At 51.1% G+C, this 16,858-nt stretch carries 13 protein-coding genes; 8 read left to right on the plus strand and 5 right to left on the minus strand.

Annotated elements, in window-relative coordinates; translation table 11 throughout:
- The first annotated feature begins 75 nt into the window (after positions 1-75).
- The 5 genes from ACO2Q8_RS17315 to ACO2Q8_RS17335 all read left to right on the plus strand — a co-directional run bounded on the left by ACO2Q8_RS17315 (position 76) and on the right by ACO2Q8_RS17335 (position 5,317).
- Entirely contained in the window at positions 76-1,374 is a 1,299-nt protein-coding gene (locus ACO2Q8_RS17315) for a hypothetical protein (protein WP_423346101.1), read from the plus strand.
- Positions 1,361-2,530, plus strand: coding sequence for a tetratricopeptide repeat protein (locus ACO2Q8_RS17320; RefSeq protein WP_423346102.1), 1,170 nt, complete (start codon positions 1,361-1,363; stop codon positions 2,528-2,530). The genes ACO2Q8_RS17315 and ACO2Q8_RS17320 overlap by 14 nt, the downstream gene beginning before the upstream one ends.
- Positions 2,523-3,062: an RNA methyltransferase gene (locus ACO2Q8_RS17325; protein WP_423346103.1), complete on the plus strand. Its 540-nt coding sequence runs from the start codon at positions 2,523-2,525 to the stop codon at positions 3,060-3,062. Before ACO2Q8_RS17320 ends, ACO2Q8_RS17325 begins: the two co-directional genes overlap by 8 nt.
- Before the next feature lie 78 nt (positions 3,063-3,140).
- On the plus strand, positions 3,141-3,587 hold the full coding sequence (locus ACO2Q8_RS17330; protein WP_423346104.1) for a hypothetical protein: 447 nt from the start codon (positions 3,141-3,143) through the stop codon (positions 3,585-3,587).
- 488 nt (positions 3,588-4,075) lie between these two features.
- A complete protein-coding gene (locus ACO2Q8_RS17335) occupies positions 4,076-5,317 on the plus strand; it encodes a sensor histidine kinase (RefSeq protein ID WP_423346105.1) in 1,242 nt (413 codons plus the stop codon).
- A 209-nt stretch (positions 5,318-5,526) separates the two neighbouring features.
- Here the strand turns inward: ACO2Q8_RS17335 and ACO2Q8_RS17340 are convergent, their stop codons facing one another.
- Positions 5,527-9,306: a PVC-type heme-binding CxxCH protein gene (locus ACO2Q8_RS17340; protein ID WP_423346106.1), complete on the minus strand. Its 3,780-nt coding sequence runs from the start codon at positions 9,304-9,306 to the stop codon at positions 5,527-5,529.
- A 126-nt stretch (positions 9,307-9,432) separates the two neighbouring features.
- Positions 9,433-10,551 carry a Gfo/Idh/MocA family protein gene (locus ACO2Q8_RS17345; protein WP_423346107.1) on the minus strand — a complete coding sequence of 373 codons (1,119 nt, stop codon included), beginning with the start codon at positions 10,549-10,551 and terminating at the stop codon, positions 9,433-9,435.
- Between the two features lie 150 nt (positions 10,552-10,701).
- On the opposite strand from ACO2Q8_RS17345, the gene ACO2Q8_RS17350 reads away from it, so the two are divergent.
- Both ACO2Q8_RS17350 and ACO2Q8_RS17355 read left to right on the plus strand, forming a co-directional pair.
- Positions 10,702-11,580: an AraC family transcriptional regulator gene (locus tag ACO2Q8_RS17350; protein WP_423346108.1), complete on the plus strand. Its 879-nt coding sequence runs from the start codon at positions 10,702-10,704 to the stop codon at positions 11,578-11,580.
- Positions 11,581-11,609: 29 nt separating this feature from the next.
- Entirely contained in the window at positions 11,610-12,947 is a 1,338-nt protein-coding gene (locus ACO2Q8_RS17355) for a sigma-54-dependent transcriptional regulator (RefSeq protein ID WP_423346109.1), read from the plus strand.
- Positions 12,948-13,022: 75 nt separating this feature from the next.
- Here the strand turns inward: ACO2Q8_RS17355 and ACO2Q8_RS17360 are convergent, their stop codons facing one another.
- Together ACO2Q8_RS17360 and ACO2Q8_RS17365 are read right to left on the minus strand one after the other, a co-directional pair.
- Positions 13,023-13,856, minus strand: a complete 834-nt coding sequence (locus ACO2Q8_RS17360; RefSeq protein WP_423346110.1) for an alpha/beta fold hydrolase — start codon at positions 13,854-13,856, stop codon at positions 13,023-13,025.
- A 111-nt stretch (positions 13,857-13,967) separates the two neighbouring features.
- The gene (locus tag ACO2Q8_RS17365) at positions 13,968-15,029 is read right to left on the minus strand and encodes a PA0069 family radical SAM protein (RefSeq protein ID WP_423346111.1); all 1,062 of its coding nucleotides are present in this window, start codon (positions 15,027-15,029) and stop codon (positions 13,968-13,970) included.
- Between the two features lie 169 nt (positions 15,030-15,198).
- Here ACO2Q8_RS17365 and ACO2Q8_RS17370 point away from each other — a divergent pair, with 169 nt between their 5' ends.
- A complete protein-coding gene (locus tag ACO2Q8_RS17370; protein ID WP_423346112.1) occupies positions 15,199-15,900 on the plus strand; it encodes a hypothetical protein in 702 nt (233 codons plus the stop codon).
- A 278-nt stretch (positions 15,901-16,178) separates the two neighbouring features.
- On the opposite strand, the gene ACO2Q8_RS17375 is transcribed toward ACO2Q8_RS17370, so the two are convergent.
- Positions 16,179-16,850: an ABC transporter ATP-binding protein gene (locus ACO2Q8_RS17375; RefSeq protein WP_423346113.1), complete on the minus strand. Its 672-nt coding sequence runs from the start codon at positions 16,848-16,850 to the stop codon at positions 16,179-16,181.
- Positions 16,851-16,858: the final 8 nt, after the last annotated feature.

The following is a 16,858-nucleotide window of genomic DNA, read 5'->3' on the forward strand; positions in this document are numbered from 1 at the left end:
TTATTCAAAAATACGCAATCTTTGTCTTAATTACGAATTAGACTACGGCCTTCGTAGCCGTTACAAATTGATCCGATGGCGCAATATTCCTATCCCGTGACGAATCCGTTTCAAGCTCGCACTGTCACCGAACCCGACTTTGATCCCGATTTATTCATGGACAACTTGTATGTTGACTTTGATAAAGTTCGGGGGGAGGATTTCATTAATGACATTTATTTTACACTGAACATCGACCAGGACACCAGGCAACTGGTTGATGTTACCGATGAATACGTTAAAATCATCTTTTCGGGTCACCGGGGGTGTGGGAAGACGACAGAGCTGAAAAGACTGCACAACGATCTGAACCATCCCGACCGCTACTTCTCGGTTTTTCTCAGCATTGAAGAAGAGATGGAAATCGGCTCATTTCAACCCGAAGATTTTTTTGTCTGGTTTATTCTGAAATTAATAGAATCCGTTCAACAAGCCGGTATTCCCGTGGGGATGAGCGGCTTGAACGACCTGGCGAAACTCTTCTTCTCGGATAAAACCGTCGAAAAAGAGCTGAAAGAAAACTTTCAGACGGAAGTTAGCCTGGAAACCGGCGGTGGTTTCAGTCTGTTGGACTGGATTAAGTTTAAAATGGTTGCAAAAGGAATTTTTGCCGGAAGCAACCAAACCTCGACTAAAATCAGAGAAGAAATTAAGCGTAACACCCTGGATATCATCACCAAAATCAATTTCGCCCTGGTCGATATTCGGGAAGCACTCAAACAAAACGGCAAAGGGCGGGATATTCTTTTCATTGTCGACGGCTCCGAGAAGTTGAAGTTCGAAATGTACGATTACCTATTTGTCCAGAACTCCAACCTACTTAAATCGCTCTCGGTCAACCTGATTGCGGCTGTTCCCATTCATGCCTACTACCTGATCGATCGTTCGCCCGTGAATTTTACAAACCAGGTTATCATGCCGATGATTAAACTGGGCGATCCGGACAGTCAGGCAAATCGGTGTTTCAAAGAAGTGATCAGTCGCCGGATTGACGTGGATACATTTTTCGATGACGGCGTTCTGGATGAATGTGTACGTTGTTCGGGCGGTTGCATGCGCCAACTGCTCATCATCGTCAACGGCGTGATCAAAAAGTCGCTGGGTAAAAAGGCTTCGCTGGAAACGGCTCAGCTTGCCATTCGTGAGTTGGGCCGCAAGATGTATGAATTATTGGATTCGCAACACCTAGAAGCCCTGCAAAAACCAACCCGCCAACTCGGCGATGAAAAAGTGCGGGAAATGTTGTTCCAGTTGATTCTGCTGAAATATAACGGACACACAAAACTGAACCCCTTGTTGACACCTTTCGTGACCATTCCGCATGATGGACAATGACGAAGCCTACACCAAAGCCGAGCTTCTGTTTGCGCTTCACCAACGCGACAGGCCTACCGTCGTTTTTATTGAGTGCAACAGTTATTCCAGACGGGAGGAAATTGCCGTCTTTCTTCGCGCCGAATTAACCGAATACCAGTTTCACACCATTGATCTGACGCCTTTCCCTGTTGTCTCCCTACTCCGCATATTAACTGAGAAGCTACCGGAGTCGATTGTCCAATCGCAACCCGTTCACTACGTGGTCAATGTCTATGGGTTGGAAAACAGCCTGGTCGTGAGCGAAGACGGCCGGATCCGTCACTCTGATTTGACCGCCCAACTCAACCTGGAACGGGAACTGCTGTTTCGGAACGTACCGTACATAATTATCCTTTGGGCCGACTACTCGTTTTTTCACACCCTCCAGCGGGAAGCACCGGACCTTTGGAGCTGGGTCACCTACAAATTCCGGTTTGAGGGCGATGACCCTGTCTTCCCGGAGAACGCAGCGCCCATTCCCGCCGAACGTTTGCCGCAACGCGGTAACGTAGAAGAGCGGCAGAGTCGAATCCGTGACCTGCTGGATGCGTATCATCATCTTAATTTAGATTCCAGAGATAAAGCGCGCCTGCTGAAGGATAAGATTAACATCCTCAAATTACTGGCTGAAGAATACGCCGAAGCCTATGAATGGACTAAATCAGAGGATGCTTACTATCAGGCCATTTCGCTTGCTGAGCGCTTACAAGAAAATGATTTCCTACGCGGTTCTCTTTATTTTGGATTGGGTCAAATTTACCTTTATCAACGTCGTTTTCAGGAAGCGTTAGACACTTATCAAAAATGCTTTACGTATTTCACAGATTGGAATCAGGGAGCCCTCTATCATCAGATCGGCATGGTTTACGAAGAACAGCGGCAGTGGGAGTTAGCCTTACAGAACTATCAAAAAGCCATTGAGTGGTATACCAAAACCGGCAATAAATTTGCACTAGGCGGCAGCTACCATCAGATCGGCAGGGTTTACGAAGAACAAGGCCAATTTAACATAGCGCTTGAATGGTATGAAAAAGCACTCCAATCTTTGATCCAATTCAATCATCCAGATCTAGGAATTGCACAAGCTTCCGTAAACTGCGTTAAAGAAAAACTTGAGTCCCAACCCAATGCGTAAACTTTCACTCGACGAACTCAATCGCTTGTCGGTCGAGGATTTCAAACAAGCCCCGAAAAACCCGTACTGTCTGATTCTGGATAATGTGCGGAGCCTCAACAACGTCGGCTCCGTGTTCCGATCGGCCGACGCGTTCCGGGCCGAAAAAATCTACCTCTGCGGCATCACCGGCACCCCGCCCCACCGTGACATTACCAAAACCGCCCTGGGAGCTACCGAGTCGGTCGCCTGGGAGTATGTCCCTGACATCCTGGCCCTGGGCGAACGGCTGACGAAAACCGGCTGGACCCTAATTGCCATCGAGCAAGCCGAGGGAAGCCTGAGCTTGCTGGATTTTCGGCCCGAACCCAACAAAAAATACGCTTTCGTGTTTGGTAATGAGGTTACCGGCGTTCACGACGGATTGATCGAAAAAGCTGCCCAGGTGCTGGAAATACCGCAATTCGGGACCAAGCATTCGCTCAACATAGCGGTCAGTGCCGGAATCGTCTGCTGGGATTTCCTGACAAAACTTAACAAAAAGTTAACATAGACCTTTTGTTCTTCCCGTTTTTTTCGTAGTTGTTTGTAGATTTTTTTCTCACTCAAATTACCATCCAATTGCACCCGTATGAAAACCAAAAAAAAATCACTGGCTACGGAGATTGCTAGTTCCATCGAAGCCAAGCTGTCAGAAGTTAGCAAGCAATCCAAAAAAGTGAAAAAAGCCATCGAAAAGTCTGCCGATAAATTAGCCGACCGCATCAGCAAACTCTTCAAGAAAGAAGAAGATAAGAAGAAAAAACAAGCCGCGAAGGCCAAGAAGAAAGCCGACGAAAAGAGCAAAAAAACCGCCAAAAAAACCAAGAAATCTACCGTAAAAGCCGAGCAGAACGGCCAGGCGGCCCCCATTGCTTCAACAGCAACGGAAACACAAGCTTCTAAAGTATCACCCGCTCCGAAAGCGCCCGCCAAGGCAAAAACCGCACCGGCCACCAAAAGTACCCCGACCCGCAGCCGGTCCCGAACAACTCCGGCGACTACCTCCGCTCCGGAATCAACGACTTCTGAATCCTAAGCATAGGTAAAATTTCACTAGACTTAAATGGGAAATTATTTCTGCGTAGAGCCTTTGCTCTACGCTTTTTTTATTTATTCCCTCCCTTGAGTCTAACACCCTTCAAATCTGGCAGTTAGGCTACTTATACTAACTCTTTGCGATCAAATGTATTAGATAGCATACTTTTATTCTATACAATAATTTGCTAATTACTTGATTTATAAGTTCCAATTAAAGTTATTAGTACCCATATTTGGCTTCTGAATGTCTGATAACTAAGCACTAATAAGGCTCTTTCCAATCGCTCAACCTCCAGTAAAGCAAAGCAAATTTCCAGTTGTCGTTAACGTGTGTGGTTACTTAATAGTAATTTTTTAAAAAAAAAAGTATTCTAACAGGCTGACCTGCGCATGCATTGTCCGTCTAAACAGCATACTTCCATTCCGTTTTTTAATTTGACATACCATATGTCGCGACTGTCTACTCGTGTTTTGATTGTGCTTTCCATGCTATCCCTGGTTGGTATCGTGTCTACTCAGGTGTATTGGGTCCGGAAAGCCTATGAGCTGCGCGAACGGCAATTTCATCAATCTGTAACAAAAGCGCTCGGGGAAGTTGCCCGGCGCGTTGCCCGCATCAACAGTGATTCTATGGGCGTACAGGTGGTTCCTCTTTCCACCTCCTATTACCTGGTCAGCCTTACCACCCCGATCGATTCGCGCAAACTGGAATTTAATTTGGGGGCACAACTTGAAATCAATCAGGTCCTTACCGATTTTGAGTACGGCATTTATGACGATCAGGTGGGAAAACTGGTTTACGAAAACGCATCCCGGCAACCTTCCCTCCTGGCATCTGCCCCGGTTTCCGGAACTAAGAACCCGGCCGCTTCTCCCTATTACTTCGTTGTCCATTTTCCCAGACAGGTTCAATACCTGACTCACCAGTTGGATAACTGGATTTTAGCTTCTGTCATCGTTTTGTTGATTACCGGTTTCTTCATTTACCTTTTTTACCGTATGCTTACGCAGAATAGCCATTCGGATGAGCAGCGTGAGTTCTTCAACAACATGACGCACGAGCTGCAGACTCCGATTACCTCCATTAAATTAGCAGCCGATGTGCTCTCGTCACCGAAAATCATGGAACAACCCGAGCGGATGCTCAAGTACGTGCGCATGGTTCAGGAGGAAACAACCCGACTGCAACAACAGGTGGAAACAGTCCTGACGGTTGCCCGATCTGAAAAAAAAGGCGGTTTTAAGCTCCATCCGGTTCCCATCGACCTGCACGAGATGCTCTATCACCTGGCGGAACGGCACGGCGACTACCTGCATCTGCAACTGGAAGCCGACAGCCCGATCATCCTGGCCGATCGGTTGCATCTGGGTAATGTAATTGGGAATCTGGTCGATAATGCGGTTAAGTATACCCCGGAGAATCCTTTCATCCAGTTGATTACCCGCACTTTCAATGGGCAGTTAATCGTTACCGTTCAGGATAATGGAATCGGCATCGCGCCTGAACACCAGCCCTATGTCTTCAACGCTTATTACCGGGCACCGGGCGTTAATACTCACAGTGTCAAAGGGTTTGGACTCGGTTTAAGCTACGTCCAGAAAATTGTCAAGGCCCACCACTGGAAACTGAGCCTCAGCAGCACACTCGGCCAGGGCAGCGCCTTCAGCATCCGAATCCCTCAACTCACCATTCACCCAATACCAAAGGAGTTAAGAGTTAAGAGTTAAGAATGATGAGTTAAAGGATTCCTGTACGCTTTAACAACGGTTTTACACCAATCGTTAGCCACCATTTTCGTTGTATTGGCTTATACAAAATGTCCTTCCCGGCAACATTGCTAGCTGCGTAAAAATCCCATAAAAAGCAAAGAGTTGGTCCTACCCGGTGTTACCACCCAGCGAAGCCAACTCTTAACTCATCACTCTTAATTCCTAACTCATTTAGCGGTTTTTTCGGTCGGGGCGGCTTTTACCCGCATGATGCCGTTCATGATGCGCCAGTGGCCCGGGAACGTACAAACGAACGGATAATCACCGGGTTGCGCCGGAGCCGTGAATTTGAGCCGGTAAGTCTGTTCGGGGTTCACCAGGGGCGTGGCGGCAATGACCTGCGGAATCGTCGGCACGTAATTCTTTTCCGCGCCGTCTTTCGCCGTAATCAGTTTATCGGCAGCCGCACCGATGATTTCCAGCGATTTCGGTTTCCCGATCACCACGTTGTGCTGCATGGCATCGATGTTCTCGAAGATGATTTCCACCGATTTACCTGCCGTTACCGAAAACTCCTTCTTGTCAAATTGCAGCGCTTCCTTGACCGGTTTAATGCGGACGGTTTCGACATTCGGGTCGGCAGCCTGTTCAGCCGAAACGCCCCAGGCCTGCAACACCCGGCCCATGCGATCCCGGCTTTCCGACGGAATCGTGTTGACCAAACTGGCCACGAATGATTTATCCGCATCGTTCAGAGTTGCCTTCCGGCGTGGTGCCCAGCCTTCCGAAATGCCTTTCAAAACCGCCGTGCTTCCCGCCGGGTCGAGTTGCTGCGTAACCCGCAGGAGGGCAATCACCGAATCCGTGGGGGCAGCCACCGTGTAATTCCGAATTGTCCGCTCCAGCACATAGGCGTTCATATTCTGCGGCAGACGATACGTGAGCTTTTGGGTCAGGCTGTTGTTGCGCTCGTTGCCTTCCGCCAGCACGTTGTTACCGTCGACCGTTGCTACGATATTGTAATCTCCTGCCCGGTCATACGAAACGTTGAACGCCGTATTCCAGGGACCGTTATTCCCCTCCTGAATCGTCACGGTTTCACCGGGTTTGATACCCGCCGTGTGCTTCTGGCTCACGTATTCCGTTTTCCGGCCCTGTCCTTCAATGCGAATCGCGAGCGGAATCGGTGTCCCGGCCGGAATAGCCACCCCACCTTTATTAGTCACTTCTACAAAAATCCGGGCTGATTCGCGGACGAACGGCGAGGTGGGTTCCGTCCGAATTTTAGTAATGACCAGATCCGGCTGGTTCGATGACGTCGGAGCTTCGGCTTGCGTGGTGGTCTGTGCCGCCATCGCGCCGTGATCATGGTGCCCACTCATCGACTCCTGAGCTTTCGCGCCGTTTTTGCTGTTCTGCACCATTTGCTTCAGAAATGTCTGCATTAGCTTACCGTCGTGGCTCGTGAGCGCACAGGCAAATGCATCCGGCAACCAACGGTCGTTGATTTCCTTGGCGTTGTTCAACCGGGTCAGAATGGCGGTTTCAGACGCCTGACTTGAGGGCATATCGCTCAGGGCCAGCAGGGTGTTCAACACCACCAGCGGTTCCTTGTCGTTCAAGGCATTAGCCTGCAACAGCGCATTCACCGAAGCTTCGTTGCGCGGCAACACCTGAACGGCGGTTTTGCGAACCCCGGCGCAGGCATGTTTCAATGCGGCTGTAGCTACCTGAATGGCATTAGCGTCGGAGCCATCGAGTGCGCCCAGGCCGTGCAGCGTCCAGAGTGCATGAATCGCGCCCGGGTTGATGCCGATTTCATCCAGCGACTGATCTTTCACCAGTTCCAGCAATTGCGGCACCACGTCTTTCTGATTCCGCTCCACCAGCAACCGCTGGGCCGTCTGCCGCCAGAACATATTGTTGTTTTTCAGAGCCGCTACCAGTTCCTGCGGGCGGTCTTTACTCAACGACAACGGTGTGTAAGCCGGTGCTTTTTTGTACCCAACGCGGTAAATGCGACCGTGCGTAAAATCCCTTAAGTCGGTTTCGTAGGCATTTCCCTGACCATTTCTCTTGCCGGACGGCGTCGGATTGTGCTGGATAATAAAGCTGTACCAGTCGACCACCCAAACCGCTCCGTCGGGCCCTACTTCGGCAAAAACCGGCGCGACCCATTCGTCGGCCCCGGCCAGCAGGTTGAAGCCTAAGCCTTCGGTATCTTCGAAATCGGTGCCGTTTTTCACCATGATGTTCTGGTGAACGATGTGGCCCGTGGGTTCCGTTACGAAAGCGACTTTGTTCCAGTAACTTTTCGGGAAAGCGCGGGCGGTGTAAAAATTGTGCCCGGCAGCCGCCGTAAATCCACCAAATACGTCGACCTGCCGCACCTTGTCGGTGATCGGTTTCATGTCCTTGTGCGTGTCAGTGCTGCGACTTCCGCTGCCGTAGTTGCCCGGGAAATACCGGTGCGGAATCGCCAGGTACCAGCCGTGGGAGTTGTTGGCCGTTGAGCCAAATACATCACCGGTTTCGTTGAAAGCAAAGCCCCAGGTGTTGTTGGACGTACTCGTGACGTATTCGAGCTTCGAACCATCCGGTTTAAACCGGAAAAATCCCTGTCCGAATTTCAGGCTATCCTGCCCGACTTTCCCGACAAACCCCGAATACCCGACGCAGCCCCAGATCCAGTTGTCGAAACCGACGTGCAGGTTAGACGGTCCGGCGTGGGTGTCGCCCGTACCAAAACCGGAGAACAGAATCTTCTTCTCGTCGGCCTTGTCGTCGCCGTTGGTATCTTTCAGGAACAGCATGTGCGGAGCCTGCGAGACGATAACCCCGCCGTTGTAAAACGTCAGGCCCGTCGGGATGCTCAGTCCTTCGGCAAAGTTGGTAAACTTGTCGGCCTTGCCGTCTTTGTCGGTGTCTTCGCAGATCACAATGTAGTCACTCCCGCCTGAATCCTTGCGCTCGTTGGGATAGTCCTTGGTAATCAACACAAAAAGCCGACCGCGTTCATCCCAAGCCATCGCAATCGGGTGCATGACGTTGGGTTCGTGAGCGAACAGTTCCAGCGTAAAATCGACCGGCACCTGAATGTGCTTCATCGACTCTTCGGGTGACAGCGGCAACTGCCGGAGCAATGGACCCGAGCGTTTTTCATAGTTAGGCAGATCGGCCTCGACATACTGGAAAGTCTGCGGTTTCAGATCATCGTGCAGCTTTTTAACTTTATCGCCGACGGCCCACAAAATACCTTGCTCCAGTAAATCCTGAAAACCGGGTACGTTCCAGGTGCGCTGGTCGTGGCCGTAAGCCGTGTAGAAAACCCGGCCTTTGCCGTAGCTGCGCGTCCAGGTGTAGGGCTCGGTTTTTTGGCCGGGCTTATCCTTCTCCTGATCGGCTTTGATGTCACGAACCGCCAGCACGTTGTTGTCGGGCTGCAACTGGCTGTGCAGATAGGTTTCATCGTACGCCTTGAACGGTTTCAGGCCCATGATGGCCGGGTGGCCGGGCTGTACCGTCAGCGTTTGAATGGTATCCATCCGGTGCCGCCAGAACTGACCGCCCACCATCTTGACGTATTCCGGTGAGTTCCGGAAACAAAACGAAGCGCAATGAACCGGGATTAATCCTTTTCCACTGGCAACAAAATCAAGCAATGCTTTTTCCTGCGGAGCCGGGATGCTATCCCAGTTCGCGTAAATCAGTAACCCGTCGTATTTAGACAGATTCTCGGCATTCAGGTCTTCCAGCCGATCGGTGTACGTAAAGTTAATGCCTTTATCGCCCAGGGCAGCCATGATTTCCGGCACGCGTTCGGCCGGTCGGTGATGACCGTTGTCCCCCAGAAACAGAATTTCCGTCCGGCGCGGCCGGTCGGAATTGGTGGCCGACACCCCCGGACGTCCGCCCATGTCGCGCGGACTGCTGGCCGGTTGCCGCCGGGCACACTCGGTCAGCAAAACCAACAGGCTAAGGGTTAGGAATAAGTTATACTTTCTCATATTGGGTTGTTTAACAGACTGATTATTCAGCGTAAGTAGCGGTGACGGTTTACAGTTTCAGTATACGGTTTTCGGTGTTCCAACAAGCAGAGCAACCGAAAACTGTAAACTAAAAACCGCTTGCCTTTACAAGCTTCCGAAATCGGGTAGGTTCTTCAGCTTGCCGCCGTCCATCGCCGAATCGTGGGCCAGAATCCCGACGCTTGTCCAGTTGGCGGACTGAACGGCATTTGGGAAGGGATCACGGTCATCGACAATGGCCGACACAAACTCGTGAACCATGTGTGGGTGCGAGCCGCCGTGTCCACTGCCCTGCACAAACGACAGGTGCGTATTTTCGTCCAGGTCATAAACGCCCTGTGTGGTAAACTGCTGAATTTCAGCGGGCAGGTAATGCGCATAGTCCGGCACTTTCACCCGTTCGGGGATTTCGTGTTCCGGTTTTTTAGCGGTATGAATCACCGGATCTTCGCCTTCGATCAACGGCCATTCAAATGATTTCTGCGAACCGTACACTTCAAAACTTTCGCGGTACTGCCGGGCCGTGTCGAACAACGACCGGTACACATAAGCCGACAAGTCGCTGTCTTTGAACTTGATGTGCGCCGATTCAATGGCAAACGGCGAATTGTAATGCGGGATCAGTTCTTCCCGAATGGTACCCGAACCAAAGCACGAAACATATTCGGCTTCCAGTTTCAACAAACCGGCCACTGGACCTACGCAGTGCGTCGCGTAGTGCATCGGCGGCAAACCGGGCCAGTAGCCGGGCCAGCCATCCATGTCCTGCTGGTGGCTTGCTTTCAGGAACTGGATTTTACCAAGTTCACCCTTCTCATACAGTTCCTTGACAAACAGAAACTCCCGGCTGTACACCACCGTTTCCATCATCATATACTTTTTGCCGGACTCCTTGCAGGCTTTCACGATTTCCATGCACTCCTCTACCGTCGTTGCCATCGGTACCGTACAGGCGACGTGTTTCCCCGCCCGCAGCGCCTTCAGCGATTGTTCAGCGTGGTTGTGAATCGGCGAGTTGATGTGAACGGCGTCAATGTCCGGGTCTTTCAGCAGTTCATCGAAATCGCTGTACCGTTTCTCGATGCCAAAAGCATCGCCGATTTCGTTCAGTTTCTCGGTATTCCGCTGGCAGATGGCATACATGTTCGTATGCGGGTGGCGCTGGTAAATGGGGATGAACTCGGCTCCGAAGCCCAGTCCAACAATGGCAATGTTGATTTTCATTCCGGCTTATTCCTATTTATTCTCAGACAATTACTACAAAAGTAAGCAAGAAATCAAGGGTTAGCTCGGCTTTTCTTGTCTATTACCGGTTGTATTTTAACCAAAAAAGTTTGATAAATTTGTCAAAGACAGCAAAAGAGAGAAAAAACCATGCGGAATGCGCTACGAAAAGACCTCGAACCCGTTGCTTCCTCGTTTATCGTCAAAGAACTCGTAGAAGCCCACTTCGACGCAAACTGGCATTTCCACCCGCACTTCCAGTTATTTCTGGTTGAAGAAGGCACCGGGACCCGGTTTATCGGAGATTCCATCAAACCGTTTGCCGAAGGTGACCTGGTTTTTCTGGGGCCTAACCTCCCCCACCTCTGGCGCAGCGACCAGCCTTATTTCCAGAAAGATTCCGGTTTGACGACCCGGGGCATTGTCGTCTACTTTCCGGAGGATTTTCTGGGCGAGCATTTCTTCGACAAACCGGAAATGAACCTGATGCAGCAACTGCTCCAGCACGCCCGACGCGGCCTTGAGTGGACCGGTGCCACCCGCACGCTGGTGCAGGAAACGCTCCGAAAACTGACCACCCAACCCGTTGGCTTCGGCCGGGTGATGACGCTGCTGCACCTGCTCGACGAACTTTCGCATGCCTCGGATTACCGCTACATCACGAGTCTGGGGTATACCAATACCGTAAAACCGTCGGAAACCGACCGCATGCAGCAGGTCCACGATTACGTGCTGGGGCATTTTCACGACGAGATCAGCCTGGAAACCGTCGCCGACCTGGCCGGGATGACGCCCCCGGCATTCTGCCGGTATTTCAAGGCGCGGGCCAATAAAACATTTTCGGAATTTGTCTCGGAAATTCGCATCGGCCATTCCTGCAAACTCCTGATGGAAGGCAAGTTAAGCGTAACGCAGGTCAGCTACGAGAGCGGTTATCGAACACTCTCCAACTTTAATCGGCAATTTAAAGGCATCATGGGCCAGACCCCTTCTGACTACGTGAAAACCCTGCGGGCGGTCACCGTCTAACGCAACCAGGTTTTTCTATCTTTGCGCCCATGCAAGGCACACTTCTCATCATTGACGACGAAATCCGGCTTCGACAACTCCTGGCCCGGCTGCTCAGCCTCGAAGGGTACCAGGTTCTGGAAGCCGATACCGCCCGCAACGGCCTGCAAATTCTGGAACATCAGGAGGTACATCTGGTGATCAGCGATGTAAAATTGCCGGACAAAAACGGCATCGAGCTATCGGCCCAGATCAAACAGCATTATCCCGCCACCGAAATTATCGTGTTAACGGCTTTCGGGACAATTGCAGATGGCGTCATGGCTATCAAAAACGGCGCGTTCGATTACATCACGAAGGGCGACGACAACGACCGGATTCTGCCGCTCGTCAGCCGGGCCGTTGAGAAAGCGCAATTGCAGTTCCGGATTCGGCAACTGGAAGAGAAAGTCAGCAAACGCTACGGTTTTGAGAGCATTGTCGGCCAATCGAAAGCCATCCAACAAGCCGTCGAACTGGCCCAAAAAGTAGCGGCTACCGACACGACTGTGTTGCTAACCGGCGAAACCGGCACCGGCAAGGAGGTTTTTGCGCAGGCTATCCACCAGGCCAGTCCCCGGCGGATGGGCGCGTTTGTTGCCGTCAATTGCAGCGCATTGGGGAAGGAAATTCTCGAAAGTGAGTTGTTCGGACACCGGGCGGGCGCTTTTACCGGTGCCAGCCGCGACAAAAGAGGCTTGTTCGAAGAGGCTCACAAAGGCACGATTTTTCTGGACGAAATTGGCGAAATGGCGCTTGATCTGCAAGCCAAGCTGCTGCGCGTGCTCGAAAACCGGGAGTTTATGCGGGTCGGCGATACCAAACCGACGAAAGTGGATGTGCGTGTCATAGCCGCCACCAACCGCGACCTCGAACAGGAGGCCACGGCCGGGCATTTCCGGCTCGATCTGTATTACCGGCTTTCCGTATTTCGCATTGAACTTCCGGCGCTACGCAACCGGCGTGACGACATTCCGGCCCTGGCCGAACAGTTTGCGCGCCAAAGTGCCCTGAAAATTGGCAAACGGGACATTCACCTGAATCCGGATTTTCGGCAAAAACTGCAACAACACCCCTGGAAAGGCAACATCCGGGAGCTTAAAAACGTCATCGAGCGCGCTGTGATTCTGGCCGATGGCCCTGAACTAACGCCCGAACTCCTGCCCTATGATCTGGTTCAAGCCGGAAACCCAGCCCCCACCGGACCGGTTTTTGAGCTGGCGCAGGTCGAAGAAAATCACATTCGTTCCGTTCTGCGCTACACTCACGGCAACAAAACCGAAGCCGCCCGTCTGCTCAACATCGGTCTGACTACGCTCTACCGCAAAATCACGGAATACGGGATTTGAGTTAAGAGTTATGAGTTGGCTCCGCCGTTGCCTGTAAAGTGGCGGAGCCAATTCATAACTCTTAACTCTTAATTCTTAATTCAAAAACGAGAGCAGGTCTTCGTTCAGTTGGTCTTTTTGGGTGAAGAACAGGCCGTGTGGAGCGCCTTCATAAACCAGCAACTGCGACTGCGGAATCATTTCGTGCGTTTTCTGTCCGGATGATTTAAAGGGAACCGTCGCGTCGGCGTCGCCGTGGATGATGAGCGTCGGAACGGTAACCGCCGAAAGATCCGCCCGGAAGTCGGTGCTGGAGAAGGCTTTGGCACATTCGATCGTCGCTCGTGGTGAACCCAGCAGGGCCAGGGTCTGGTCCCATTTCAGGTGTGAATCGCTCACCGGGTGACTGAGCAGGCTGACGCCGTAGAACTGTTTACCAAAAGATGCCAGAAAGTCGGCCCGGTCGGCCTGCATTTGCTCCAGCATCTTCTCAAAAATCGACGGATCGACACCATCCGGATTGTCGTCGGTTTTCAGCATAAAGGGAGTTACGGCACCTATCAGCACAATTTTCGATACCCGATCCGATCCATACCGACTCAAATACCGCACCACTTCGCCCCCACCCATCGAGAAGCCAACGAGCGTTACGTTTTGCAGATCCAGGCCCTCCAAAACCGCCTTCAGGTCGTCGGCCAGCGTATCATAATCGTAGCCATCCCAAGGTTTGGACGATTTTCCGAATCCCCGACGGTCGTAGGCAATGCAACGCAGCCCATGTTTTGGCAATTCCGTTAGCTGATATTCCCACATTTCATGACTTAGGGGCCAACCGTGAATCAATACGACGGGATTTCCCGTTCCCCAGTCCTGATAGAACAGATTGATCGGCTCGCCGTTGCGACCGGTTCCAGCTTGAATGTAACTCATAACGTTGGTCAATTAATTTGGTATTGCCTTACTAACGCACCAGGTCGGCAGTCGGATTTCAAAAACCGATTCAGTCGCCCAGCTATCCGCTACTTTGAAGTCAAGACCACCTTAATCAAAAAGTGACAATTGGCGTTTGCGCAAAAACCGGGTGGTATCGAGCTTCGGCAAACCGGCATTCGGCATGTACTTTTTAACCGCCAGCGCGTGAAACTGTCGGATTTGTTCAGCAAACTTACCCTCGCCCGCCATCCGGGTTCCGAACCGCGAGTCGCTGAGCTGTCCGCCGTGACAATCCCGAATCTGGTTCAGCACCTTGTCGGCCCGGTCGGGGAAATTTTTACGAATCCAGTCTTCAAACAACGGGCCGATGGCACCGTTCAGCCGCACAACCGTATAGCCCGCCCAGATGGCCCCGTGTTGAGCTGCGGCTTCCACCAGTTTCGGAATTTCGGGATCGTTGAGCCCGGGAATGATGGGCGCCGTCATGACACCGACCGGAATACCAGCGCTGCTCAATTCGCGAATGACCTGCAATCGGCGCCGGGCTGTCACCGTCCGGGGTTCCATTCGCTGCCGCAGGTCTTCGTTCAGGGTCGTGATCGATACCAGCACCATCGCCAGGTTTTGAGCCGCCAGTTGCGTCAGAAGATCTTTGTCGCGCAAAACCAGGGCATTTTTGGTCAGAATACTGACCGGATTTCGATAAGCCAGGCATTGCTCCAGGATTCGGCGCGTCAACTGAAACTGGCGTTCGGCGGGCTGGTAACAATCGGTATTTCCCGACAAATGAATCACTTCGGGCTGGTATTTTTTTGACAGAAATTCCTTTTCCAGCAAGGCCGGAGCGTTTTTCTTGACCATAATTTTACTCTCGAAATCCAGCCCCGCCGAAAAGCCCCAATATTCGTGCGAGTTGCGGGCGTAGCAGTAAATACAGCCATGTTCGCAGCCCAGGTAGGGATTGACGGATGCCATAAACCCGACATCAGGGCTTTCGGGGCGACTCACGATCTTCTTCGGATTGTCTTCGTAAAACCGGGTCTTGACTGTTGGTTCCGGAAAGTCCTCATCAGGAACATTTTGTGCCGGATCAGGTTCTATCTGAAGAAGTTGAAAGCGATTTGAAGCATTATATTGCGCCCCGCGTCCGCGTAAATAGTCATTTTTCATCCCGAAGATCGAGTTGGTTTTCAACCATAATAATATAACTAAAATATATACAATACAAATAAATTATAACCTTGTTCGAAAGCCGGTTCGGTTCGTGGTGACTCTGTTAATTTTTCTTAAATAGTTTTTGTACGTTGCCTGCTTTTGGGTTTATCGCGAACTTGCCACCATGATCAAATACCTGTTCATTTGCCTTTTTATTTCGTTTACAACCTGGTCACAAACTCCGAAATATATCCTTGGAAAAGTACTCGACCAGGAGACAGGGAAGGGCGTGAGTAATGCCAGTGTTATCAACAAACGGTCGCTGGCGGTTGGCCGCACCAACCACTTGGGCAACTACTATCTTCAGGTAAAACCGGGGGATTCGGTGGTGGTAACCAGCCCGACGCACGGTCGGATGGCATTTTTGTGGGACGGCCACGTCCAGCAACCTGTTCTACGGATGAAACGCGAGCTGGCCGACAATGTCATCAATCTGGAAGAAGTAACGGTACGGGGGAAACAGGAGGCCGAACTGAAACGGGAGCTTGAACAACTCCTGAGTGAACCGGAGGCCAAGCGGGGCGTAACGGCGGAGCAGGTGCTCGACCGGGCCGCTACTGGTTCGGTGATCACGCTCCTCTACGAAGCCTTCAGCCGACGGGCCAAGGCGGACCGCAAGGCGCTGGTTCTGATGCAGGAAGACCGGCGTCATAAGCTGGCGACCTACCGATTCGATCTGGTAGCGGGTCGGGCCACGGATTTAAAAGGAGACGAGCTGATGAAATTTAAGGAATTTTGCCAGTTCGAAGATATGTTCATTCTGCAAGCGTCCGAATACGAGCTTACCTTTGCCATTCTGCAACAACTGAAAGCTTTCAAACGCTGACAAAACCGCGCTCCATTGCGGTTGGCAGCAGTAATTAAGTGGTAATACTTATTCAAACAAAAAAGCCATGCGGGATTCCCCTCATGGCTTTCTGATTTACTCAACGTTATGAAAAACTTTTCTTTTCAATGCAAATATATAACAATAGCTATAATATAAATCTCAAAAAGGTTAAAAAAATTTTCAACACTATTTAAATACCACACAACCTATTAATTATCAGAACATTAACTAAGTAACCGGAACTGGCAAAAGGGGAAACAAATAAGTACTATTACTCAAGAAAACTCATTAAGTATCTGCCCATCGCGAATAGTGAGTCGTCGATCAGCCATAGTAGCGAGCAAATCATTATGAGTAACAATGACAAAAGTTTGCCCCAACTCATTCCGTAACCGAAAAAAGAGCTGATGAAGTTCCTCCGCATTGTGGGAATCCAGGTTTCCGCTGGGTTCGTCGGCAAAAACAATGGCGGGTGAATTGATCAGCGCACGGGCTACGGCCGTGCGCTGTTGCTCCCCTCCTGATAATTGAGATGGCAAATGGTCTTTTCGGTCACTTAATCCGAGTCGATTTAATAATTCTTCCGCCTGGTTTCGTACTTTTTTCTCATCATGTCCGGCGATAAAGCCCGGCAGACACACGTTTTCAAGCGCCGTGAATTCGGCCAGCAGGTTATGAAACTGAAAGACAAAACCGATTCGTTCATTGCGAAATCGGGCCAGTTCTTTTTCGCCCAACCGGAAAACATCCTGTTGCGCCAGAGACACCTGCCCTGCGTCGGGGCGGTCGAGCGTTCCCAGGATGTGCAGGAGCGTACTTTTTCCCGCTCCGGATGCGCCTACAATCGAGACAATTTCACCCGCCTGGATCGACAGATCGATCCCTTTCAGGACCGCCAATTCGCCGTGGGAACGTTTAATTCCTTCGGCTTTCAATAAAGGTTCCATAAAAATCT

Origin of the sequence: Larkinella sp. VNQ87 (assembly GCF_049445795.1) — a bacterium.
Lineage (GTDB): Bacteria > Bacteroidota > Bacteroidia > Cytophagales > Spirosomataceae > Larkinella.

Bases quoted from the DNA above. Each gene is read 5' to 3' on its own strand.
- ACO2Q8_RS17360 (WP_423346110.1), bottom strand. From the start codon at position 13,856: ATGAGTTACATTCAAGCTGGAACCGGTCGCAACGGCGAGCCGATCAAT.
- ACO2Q8_RS17375 (WP_423346113.1), bottom strand. From the start codon at position 16,850: ATGGAACCTTTATTGAAAGCCGAAGGAATTAAACGTTCCCACGGCGAA.
- ACO2Q8_RS17345 (WP_423346107.1), bottom strand. From the start codon at position 10,551: ATGAAAATCAACATTGCCATTGTTGGACTGGGCTTCGGAGCCGAGTTC.
- ACO2Q8_RS17370 (WP_423346112.1), top strand. From the start codon at position 15,199: ATGATCAAATACCTGTTCATTTGCCTTTTTATTTCGTTTACAACCTGG.
- ACO2Q8_RS17320 (WP_423346102.1), top strand. From the start codon at position 1,361: ATGATGGACAATGACGAAGCCTACACCAAAGCCGAGCTTCTGTTTGCG.
- ACO2Q8_RS17355 (WP_423346109.1), top strand. From the start codon at position 11,610: ATGCAAGGCACACTTCTCATCATTGACGACGAAATCCGGCTTCGACAA.
- ACO2Q8_RS17340 (WP_423346106.1), bottom strand. From the start codon at position 9,306: ATGAGAAAGTATAACTTATTCCTAACCCTTAGCCTGTTGGTTTTGCTG.
- ACO2Q8_RS17325 (WP_423346103.1), top strand. From the start codon at position 2,523: ATGCGTAAACTTTCACTCGACGAACTCAATCGCTTGTCGGTCGAGGAT.
- ACO2Q8_RS17350 (WP_423346108.1), top strand. From the start codon at position 10,702: ATGCGGAATGCGCTACGAAAAGACCTCGAACCCGTTGCTTCCTCGTTT.
- ACO2Q8_RS17335 (WP_423346105.1), top strand. From the start codon at position 4,076: ATGCTATCCCTGGTTGGTATCGTGTCTACTCAGGTGTATTGGGTCCGG.
- ACO2Q8_RS17315 (WP_423346101.1), top strand. From the start codon at position 76: ATGGCGCAATATTCCTATCCCGTGACGAATCCGTTTCAAGCTCGCACT.
- ACO2Q8_RS17365 (WP_423346111.1), bottom strand. From the start codon at position 15,029: ATGAAAAATGACTATTTACGCGGACGCGGGGCGCAATATAATGCTTCA.
- ACO2Q8_RS17330 (WP_423346104.1), top strand. From the start codon at position 3,141: ATGAAAACCAAAAAAAAATCACTGGCTACGGAGATTGCTAGTTCCATC.